Annotated in this window: 4 protein-coding genes; all 4 read right to left on the bottom strand. The window is 40.8% G+C overall.

Annotated features, from left to right (window positions below):
• Positions 1-79: IS630 transposase-related protein (locus QM406_RS07520; protein ID WP_137995624.1), on the bottom strand; the 79-nt coding region annotated here is incomplete at its 3' end.
• Between the two features lie 288 nt (positions 80-367).
• A complete protein-coding gene (locus QM406_RS07515; protein WP_414273853.1) occupies positions 368-1069 on the bottom strand; it encodes a lysostaphin resistance A-like protein in 702 nt (233 codons plus the stop codon).
• Between the two features lie 51 nt (positions 1070-1120).
• A complete protein-coding gene (locus tag QM406_RS07510; RefSeq protein ID WP_414273852.1) occupies positions 1121-1285 on the bottom strand; it encodes a hypothetical protein in 165 nt (54 codons plus the stop codon).
• A gap of 606 nt (positions 1286-1891) precedes the next feature.
• Positions 1892-10597 (bottom strand): SIALI-17 repeat-containing surface protein, encoded by an 8706-nt coding sequence (locus tag QM406_RS07505; protein WP_414273851.1) that lies wholly within the window; start codon positions 10595-10597, stop codon positions 1892-1894.
• Positions 10598-10643: the final 46 nt, after the last annotated feature.

The raw sequence follows: 10643 nt of genomic DNA, 5'->3' as shown, positions 1-10643 counted from the left end.
TGTGTGATGCTTCTGTTATACTACCTGTTCGCTCACAATAGGAGAGAACTTTTTTACGAAAATCTATTGAATATGCCATAAGAAGATTATACCACATTATGTACTGTTTTAGGTTCATTTTACTATATTTTGGGTTCAATTGACTATATCAGCAAAAGTTGATCTTTGCAACAGAAAAATGATCAGCCTTTAAACCAATCATTTTTTGAATATATTTTATACTCAATGAAAATCAAAGAGCAAACTAGGAAGCTAGCCACAGGTTGCTCAAAACACTGTTTTGAGGTTGTGGATAGAACTGACGAAGTCAGTAACAAATATACGGCAAGGCGACGCTGACGTGGTTTGAAGAGATTTTCGAAGAGTATTAGCTAAAAACTAAAAATAGATAGTTTAAAATAGATACCAGTACCAGCACTCCGTTATTTAACAAATGAACAGCTATGGAATCAAGGATATTCCCTCTACGAGCATAGGCTAAGTAAAATATCACTCCCAGTAAAAAATAAGTTACAAACTCTATTGGATAAAACATATGCAGATAGCCAAAAATCGCAGAACTTATTAGCAATTTCAACCACTTTTGATCATCTTTAAAAAAATAGTGGCTGAAGAATCCTCTAAATACTAATTCTTCCATGATTGGAGCAAATATACCAATTGCAAAATGAAAAGCGATGAAAAACAGAGGAAAAACTCGAGTGACCTGCTCACTTGTGGCCAGCAAGGCAGCATCGTTAGCGGATGTTGGATTTCCAGTAACTACTTGGATCAGGAGGGTACCTACAATCGCTACTAGTCGAGTAGCCACATAAAATAAAAGGGCTATTCCAAAATCCTTCCAGGTAAATTTAAGAGTCTTCTGCTGGTCTGGAACTTTCTTTTTATACTGTCTCCAAACAGCAACTAGCAAGAAAGTAGCCAGTACCAAATACCCAATACTAGTCGTCCACTTTAAGGATAGAGAACTAGAGTCTTCGAGAGCCAGCATTCTCATGGGAAATGTATTTACATTTATAATCAGTAAGATCATTCCTACAAATTTTAAACTATTTTTCAACTTTTGCAAACCACTACCTCTTCTTTCCTTAACTCCAGCATCTCCACTTACTAACGATGCTCATCTGTGTTTTCTTCCCTCTTTATAGATTTCTACTCCCTTAATCAGGGATAATAACACAAGGATAACCCCAATATCTAAATTGATCAAACTACCTCCATTAGCGAATAAATACAAACCCAAGCAGGCTTGCGCTAAGGGATAGGCATATTTATTAAATTTCATAGATACCCCCAAAGCTTTCTACAAATAAATGAATGAATAGAATAACTTCTTAGTTTTGCTCACAAGAGAACATCAAATTTCAGATGTACTTTTCTCTACTAGCTACCTCTAAAACCAATCTAATAATACTCTTCATGATTAACTTGTAAGATCAGCTCTATTCTTTTAGGGTTGAACCAGACCACCGATCTACTAAATCATGTTTAGGAACAATTATAGTTTAGCATTTATTTCTAGGAAAAGATTGCTCTTTCTTAAATTGTCATCAAAACATCCTAAATGGTAGAAAAATTGACTTGCGACTTAACCCAATCGTAAGTTCTTCGTCCCAAGTTAAAAATATTCTGGTCAAAGAACTTCAGTGACCATCAGCTTCCTCATACTCAATGAAAATCAAAGAGCAAACTAGGAAACTAGCCGTAGGCTGTACTTGAGTACGGCAAGGCGACGTTGACGCGGTTTGAATTTGATTTTCGAAGAGTATCACTTTAAGAAAAAGCGAACAAGACCAGCTTCTGTTTATCAGAAAACTAGTTTTGTCCGCTTTTTATAATCGAGATTAGTCTCTTGATCCAATCTCTATGCCTTAGATGCTTTTACATCATCTTATTCGTCGTCTTTTTTCTTTCCCATAGCAAACATACCAAGAAGTGCTCCTACAACACCAACGGCTGCAAGGCCGGTATTTTCTTTAGTACCTGTCTCTGGGAGCTTGTATGGATGACTTGCAGGTGCTTGGTAGGTCTTATCTTGTGACATAGCAAGAGCTACAAGAGACTGCTCATCTGTGTATTCTGGAATCTCACGGACAGCTCCTTCTGTCCCATTGACACCACCTGTGAATTCTGGGATTACTTCTTGAACAGCTGCTGCTTCACCATTCACACCACCAGTAAATTCTGGGACTTCATGGATAGCTGCTTCTGCTCCATTGACACTGCCTGTGTATTCTGGGCTTACTTCCTGAACAGCTACTTCTTCACCTGCTGTACCAATAGCTCCTGTGTATTCTGGGATTTCCACTACTGGTGCTACTTCATCGCCTGCTGTGCCAATTGCTTCAGTGTATTCTGGAGCTTCATGAACAACTGCTTCGACTGCGTTAACGCCACCCTTGAATTCTGGGACTTCTACTACTGGTGCTGCTTCTTCGCCTGCTGTGCCAATAGCTTCAGTGTACTCTGGAACTTCATGAACAGCTGCTTCGACAGCATTAACCCCACCCTTGAATTCTGGGACTTCTACTACTGGAGCCGCTTCGTCACCTGCTGTACCAATAACTCCTGTGTATTCTGGAATTTCCACTACCAGAGCTGCTTCTTCGCCTGCTGTGCCAATTGCTCCTGTGTATTCTGGAACTTCCACTACCGGAGCTGCTTCTTCGCCTGCTGTGCCAATTGCTCCTGTGTATTCTGGAATTTCCACTACCGGAGCTGCTTCATCGCCTGCTGTGCCAATTGCTCCTGTGAATTCTGGGACTTCTACTACTGGTGCTGCTTCTTCACCTGCTGTGCCAATAGCTTCAGTGTATTCTGGAACTTCATGAACAGCTGCTTCAACACCATTTACGCCACCGGTAAATTCTGGGACTTCTACTACTGGTGCTGGTTCGTCACCCTTACTTGTAGTTAAAGCTGGTTTCTCCGGTTCTTCTGGAAGCTCTTGGTGGAAGGTCGTCATTTCGTAAAATTCAGGTTTACCTCCTTCCCAAACAAGTTTGACATCCAACAATGGCGCTTTTTCTCTCACTGCAAATGTTTGGAAGCTTGAGGTAATTTCACCTAGTTCTGACCAAGCATCTGCTTTATCTTCTTTCAGAGTACGAGCAAGCACACGAGCTTTCACTCCTTGAGGAATACTTGAAACAAGGCGAATATGGTTAGCGTCTGTTGGTTCTGACAAGTGGTAGACAAGCTCACCTTGTTCTTTCTCAGCCTTGTAGCTTGTCAAGACTTTACCATCAACAATATTAGTGTAAAGGTTGCCTTGGCTTTCACCACTGTTTCCTTCTACCGTTGGGTCATTGATTGGTTTCACGAATTCACCATCATTGATCACCAACTCAGTGAAACCTACAAAACGAGCATCATAGTCTGCTGTAAATAGAACACGGAGATAGTTGGCTTTAACTGGGCTTGAAAGTTCACCCTCGATATAGCGATTTCCTGGCATCTTAGAATCATGTGTCCAGCCATCTGTCAATGAGTCATCACGTGTTTCATTAGCAACACCGTCACCAACTGTTACAACATCTGTCCAAGTCTTACCATCTTGACTAACTTGAATCTTACCATCACGGAGATAGTTTTGAGTGCCGTCTTGGATGTAAGCTCTAATCTTCTTAATGTCACGCTCGCTACCAAGTTTCAAGGTAATATGACCATCTTTACGAGCATAATCAGAAAACTCTACAAAGTTATTGTAAACACCATCGAACAACTGATCCAAATTCTTGATTTTGCGAACATCATTTCGACCGTATGTTGGGTGGATTCCCATTGATGTAGAATCAAGTGTCGTTGGTTGAACTTCTTTTGTCTTAACAAGTAGAGATGTTGCTGTCACTGCTTGTTCTTGATCAGTCTTATTAACTAGACGAACATAACGTACCAAGGACTTATCAGTCACTTGATCAGCTGGATACCATTCTTGGGCATTTGGAGAGTATTCCAAGTTGAGGGATGGATTTTCAATACCAAGTGCTTGAATGCTTTCAGCTTGGTGAAGACGATCAAGTTTCATACCCAAGTAGCTATTAGCTGGAAGCTTAGTTCCGCTTGGAATTTGCAAGTCATAACGACCTAGGCTATCATAAACTGGAGTTGACTTCAGGCTTTCAACGTTTGTATCAGTCAATTCGCTATTGCCTGCACGTGTTTCAACTGAGAAGTCAGCGATACGCCACCATAAGTTGATGTTCTTAGTATTGCGAACACGAACGTAGCGAGCTGAAATTGGAGTTTCGATTTCTTTTGTTTGTTCACCAGTCAAGCGATCCAATTCTTGCCATGAGCTACCATCTGCAGAATATTCAAGAACACCTTCTGCCAATTTATCTCCTGATCCTTGAACTAGACGAACCTTGGTCACAGGTTTGACTTCACCCAAGTCAAGTTGTACCCAACCATTGACTGGAGTTGTGTCTGTTCTATCAGCATTTGCAAGCATGGCTTCAGTATTATCACGTCCATCTGTAATCTGACCAACTGTTGTGTTGTACTTGTACATAAGATTTGGACTGATTGTCACAGTAGCTGTCTGTTTGTTACGAACAACTTCTACAGGACGGTTAACAGCAATTTCTCTTACCGCAAACCAAGTGTTTCCACGATCTGAAGTCGCAATCATGCGAACAGCTTTAGCATTGATATTGAGGTTTTCAAATTTAAGAAGAGGCTCATTACCAGTGTAGCTTGGTTCTGAAAGTGTTACCCACTCATCATTTTCATTGAGGTACTCAACCTTAGCATTGTTAAAGGTATCGCGCGGATTTGCTTGAGTTCCCATTGCGAATGTCAAGTTTTGAATTGGAACAGCCTTGTTAAATTTCAAGCCAATGTAATCACCAGTTTGGATGCTATTTGGTGATTTAATTAGGGCATGTGTTCCTAAATCACCATCAGTGACTTCAGCAAGTCCGCCTTCTACACCTGTACGGTTCGTAATAAAAGTGCTAATGACTTGGTCTGGATGCAAGGCTTTTTGAACTTCAGTTGCAAGGATTTCACGAAGGCCAAGCAAGAATGGACGGATATGTTGAACACCTAATTCAGCTTTTTCATCATGATCTACATAATGGAAAGTATAAGTTTGAGACTGTTCATAAAGTTTCAATCCCTTGTAGTAGCTATCCCAAAGTCTAGCAGAATCATTGTTTTCAATAGCTTCTGATCCATCTAGGAAAGCACTCAAAGCATCCATTTGGTCAATAGTGTTATTCAACCAGTAATGGATTTGAGAGCGCATCTTTTCGTCACCAGACGCTTTATAAAGTTGAGCTGCTGCTTTCAGTTTTGCAAATTCTGCACGCAATTCAGCACGCTCTGCGCTAACATCTTGACCTGCTTTTAGCTTAGCCATAAAGGCATCCAATTTCGGTGCAAGTTCAACAGACTCTTCTAACTTGACAACACGACCATCCATGTTTTGGTTAATCATGTGTTTACCAAGTTCACGGAAGGCAACAGATGTTTCACTATCAGTAAATTTACCTGTTTCAACAAAGTTGAAGGCGATATCATTTACTTTCTTAGCTTCGTCTTCAGATTTCCATTGTTTCCATGCGTATTGAGCTGCTGAGAAGAGGGCAATCTTCGAAGGCTCAGATTGTTGCATTGGGTTCAACATGATACCTGAAAGGAGACTTGGATCTACATTTGGATGAAGGAATTTTTCACCGCCACCCAAGATTAAGTGTTGTTTAGAGTTATCTGTACATGGCCAGTTAATCCATAGAGATACTGGACGGTAGGTCTTGCCACCTGCAGTCAGATTGTTCTTAAGGTTAGATAGGAAGTTTTCTGATACTTCACCCCAAATCTTACCACCAGTAAGGGTCATAGAAGTTGAAGTTGGAAGATTTTCATTTAGAGATTTCAACTCATCTTCACGACCATTACCCCAATACTGACCAGGAACGAAGATCATTTCCTTACGAAGGCCAACATAAGTTGCTTGTTTTTCAGTCAACCAGTCTGTCATGTCCTTCATCAAGCGGTTGTAGCTATTGTAGCCACCAACTGGACTTGGAGCATCATCTGCCAAAATACCGAACTCACGAACACCGACATCCATCAATTGAGTGAATTTAGCCTTAATGGTTTCCAAATCTTGTTGGTAATCAGCATCGTTGCCAAAACGGATACGGTTGTTCATGAATGGGTGGATGGTCCAAACATAACGAGTCTTGTTTTGGTTTCCGACACGCGCCAATTCACGGATTTCAGCTAATTTTTCTTCTGGATAAAGTTCACGCCATTTCTTGTTGTGGTATGGATCGTCTTTTGGAGCAAAGAAGTATTGAGTCAACTTCAAGTCACCACCATAGCGCATCAATTCAGCACGATCAGCATTGCTCCATGGATTTCCATAGTAACCTTCGATAAAGCCACGGTTCTTAATTTCAGCGAAATCTTCAACTGTTACATTACGCAAGACTGGAGCTTCACTTTCATTAAGCATGTGTTTGAGAGTTGTCAAACCGTAGAAGACAGCATCTGTATCCTTACCGACGATAGAGATTGTGTTGCCTTTGATTGACAATGAATAGGCATCAATCTTATCAAAGAGTCCTTGAGATAGACTTGGCATTTCTTTTTCAGCCTGTGAATTTTGTCCATGAACGCCAAGGTAGATGTTGGTAGCACCTGCTACAGGTGTTTGACTGCTTGTGTATGAGATTTGATGATCTTGTAGAACACTCTTCAAGCGGTTACGAGTATAGATATCTAACTGATCGCCCATAACAAGATTTACTTGTTTATGGAGTTTCGTAACGCCTTCACCATAAGTTACTTTTTGTGGTGTTGGGAAGACCTTATATTCTTTCTTGAGATAGTCTTGACTTTGTGCTGCTGCGGCCACTGCTTCGTCACTTGTAGGTTTCGTAGCTACAAAGCTATCAGCAAGTTCAGTTGTACCATCGCCCATTTCCTCAACTTTAGGTTTTTCTGGAGTTTCAGGTTTTTCTGGTGTCACAGGTTTCTCTGGACTAACTGGCTCTTCTACCTTGTTAGTAGAAACTGGTTTAAGAAGTTGAATTTCTGCAGCACTACCAAATCCTGCAGCACCAGCTAGAACTTTAAATTCTACCTTATCGGTTTCAATGGCATCAAAGTTAACTGTTTTCTCTTTGGCATTATTTTCCCAAGTTCCTGAAGCAACTTTAACCATCTGACCATCTTTTTGAGCATAAACTTCATAAGATGTTACGACACCATTGCCTCCACCTGGGCGTGGCAGGTAGGTCAGACCATTTACTTTTTCACTTGCTTTCAAGTTCATTGCAACAGTGAATGGAGCTTGATGACCAGACCATTTTGAATGCCAGAAGGTATTTGGATCATTGTCGAAGGCTTTTTCTACTGGACCTTCAGCATCGGTTCCTGGCAATTCCTGACTTGTTGCAGAAACTGTAAATTTATCATTTGGAATCAAACGCGGATTTACGAATGGTTCATTTGACAACTCAGCACTATGCAAGATTCCTTTGAAGCCACCGATTGTTTCAAGAGGTAGAACCAAACTATTATGAGCAAAGCGAGGGTAAGCTGGATTTGCAATACGTTCAACCTTTTCACCGTCCACATAAACTTCTGTTTTTTGTGGTTTCGTAACAACAGAGATTTGATAACGTTTGTTCTTTTCAAGTTTCTTGTTGAATTGAATATGGAATTGTTCAAAAGTATAGGCAAGGTAGCCATCTTTATCTGCAAGATAAAGTTGATTATTGCCACTTGTTGAGAAGATTTGTTGGCCATCACCAGTTACAGTCACATCCAATTTCAAGACATGACTTGGACCGACATCACCAACAAGTCCTTCGATAGTGCTATCTTTTTCGAAATTCAAACCTGCTTCAGTCTTCTGTACTTTCTTAGCAAGATAATCTTTGACAGTCTCAGGATTAATCTTGAACAAGTCTTCTTCAGCTACGGTCTTATCTGGGTTAGACTGTGGTGCATAAACACTTGCTGGTTGAACACGTTCTGCATAGGTCTTGGCTGCACGGTCTGAACCCCAAGTGCGTTCTGCAGTTGATTGCATACTCTTGAAGAAGCGTTTAAAGATATCGTAAGAAGTCAGTCCAGTTTCATGGAGGTCAATATTATCATTCCAAACCGCATGACCACCACCAAGGATATTTGGATTAGAGGCTTCTAGACGTGGTCCTCCACCTGTTGAGAAGTCATTTGGTGTCCAACGATTGTATTGAGTTTCATAGTTGGCATAATCGCCATAACTACCTTGACTGTTACTTCCGCTTGGGACACTATAGGTTGGAATATCTGTGATATTGATAATCTTAGCACCTTGAGCAATAGCATCAGTTGGACGTTGCCATCCGATACTCCAGATATCAACTTCTACATCTTTCCAATCAACTGGCGTTGTACCAGGTTTTGCACTAAGTGAACCCCAAATACGTGGTGTATAGCCTTTGCCTTTGATGTACTGAATCATATCATTGACATAGCGACGATAGCTTTCGCGACTACCGTAGTACTCATCGGTTCCGATATGAACTGTTGAGACACCATGAAGTGGTGCATCCTCTCCATCCAACAATTTATCATAGACTGATTTAACAAAAGCAAGCGTTTCTTCGTACTTGTTGTCCAAGTCCAACATAGCCACACGTTCTACATTGTGTTTACCTCTATAGTCACTAAGACTGCCTTTATACATAAGATCAGGTCTAACCTTAACAAATGAAAGAGCGTGACCTGGTGTGTCAATTTCAGGAACAAGGTTGATATGCAAAGCTTTTGCCAACTTGATAATTTCTTGCATTTCTTCCTTAGTGTAATGCTCGTCAGATGTTAATTTTTCACCATTTTCACCGACAACATCAGTCTCTACACGGAAACCTGTCTTAGCATTTTTAAGAACATAATCCAGTTCCTCTTGAGGAGTAAGATTTTTCCCTGCTAAATGATCTTTTAAGAAGATATAGTTGTCATTCAAGTGCAACTGCAAGTCGTTCATCTTGTAGTAGGCCATGTTAAGCATGATATCCACGAGAGTATCATAAGGAATAAACTTACGACCTGTATCTAGCATAAAGCCACGGTGACTAAAGCTTGGGAAATCACGGATTTCACCGTTCTGTAGGTCTGTTTCTCCCATCTGAAGGAGAGTACGAGTTGCATAGAAGGCTCCTGCGTTGGTTGCAGCTTCTACAGTGATAACACCATCTTTTACAGTGATACCATAGCCTTCTTTACCATAACCTTTATCAACAACTTTCTTAAATTCGATCCGTTTTTGAGCTGTTTGATCACCTGTAGCGATTTCTAGCCCACGACTTTCAAGGTCAGTTTGATAGAATTTAGCTTCTTGACCAAATCCAGAATCTCCGACTGAAATAACAGTATCAGATGAGATAGAAGTTTTACCCTCAGTTCCATACCATTGTTGAACTGCTGGTGCAACTACTGGTTTGGTTCCAACACCTTCGTCTGCATGTAACCCTTTAATAAGGACTTCAAATTCTTTTGTGAAGGTATGAGTATCCTTGATTTGTTGGACCATTACCTTAACAGTTTGATCTGTTAAGGGTTTGTAGATTTTGTTATTAAGATCAACAACTCCCTGTTTGTTGCTACCAATCAAGCTAACTTTTCCTGGCAAGCTCGGTAAAACAAGTGACTTACCGTCTTCGGCAACTGTTAGTTCTGTAACTTGGCGAATGTCTGTCGGTTTGCTGGCATCAGGGATATTTGAATAAGCGCGAATCTCTTGGATACCAACATTTTTCCAGTTCATAGTACCAGCTTGATAGTCTGTGATTTCAAGTTTAAGGTATTTGGCTTGGATAGCTTCTTTCAAGTCAATTTTTTCATCAAGAAGAGGATTCCCTGTTCTTTGATAAGCCAACTTCCATTCTTTAACTCCTGAACCATTCACATCATCCTGACCAGCGTAATAGAGGTTCCATGACTTGATATTTGGATCATTTTGTTCACCACGAAGACGGCGGTCCCAATCAATCTCAACATGCTTAATCACTGTTGTCTTCTCAAGTGTAAATTCGATTGTTGGTTTCTCAACGTTTTGGTCAGTTGCCCAACGAGTATCAGGTTTTCCGTCGATTGCCTTTTCTGCTGTAAATGGTGTGTTGGCTTCATGGTTTGAAGCTGTTGCAGTCGCCTTTTCTAGATGATTGACATCTGGTGTATCTACTACATCTTTAATCGCAGGACTTGCAACTGGTTTCGCCTCAGAAACTGCTTCCTCTTTAGGATTTGTAGCTGGTTTTGAAGCCACTTCTTCCTTAGGAGCAGGAGTTTCAGTTGGTTTTGGAGTAGTTGTTTCAGCTGCAGTTGCTCCAGTTTCTGACGCTGCAGGTTGATCATCTACAGTTCCAGCACTCGCTTCTGCTTTTTCAATAGCTGCTGCTATATCTGCTGGCAGTTTATCCAGAGGCTGAGCCTGTGTTACCGTACCTTCTGTCTCTGAAGGTCCTTCTGTTTCAGCAGCCTGAACCACACTAGCTCCAAAGATACTAGCACCAATCATAACAGAAGCTGCGCCGATTGTAAATTTACGTATACTGTAATGACACCGTTTCTCAAAAAAATGTTTTCCCATTTTTTCCTGTTTCCTTTCATACGCTCACAAGTGGTAAGCGTTCTCA

It is taken from the genome of Streptococcus infantis, assembly GCF_047465035.1.
Lineage (GTDB): Bacteria > Bacillota > Bacilli > Lactobacillales > Streptococcaceae > Streptococcus > Streptococcus infantis_T.
This window is presented reverse-complemented; position numbering and strand designations above follow the sequence as displayed.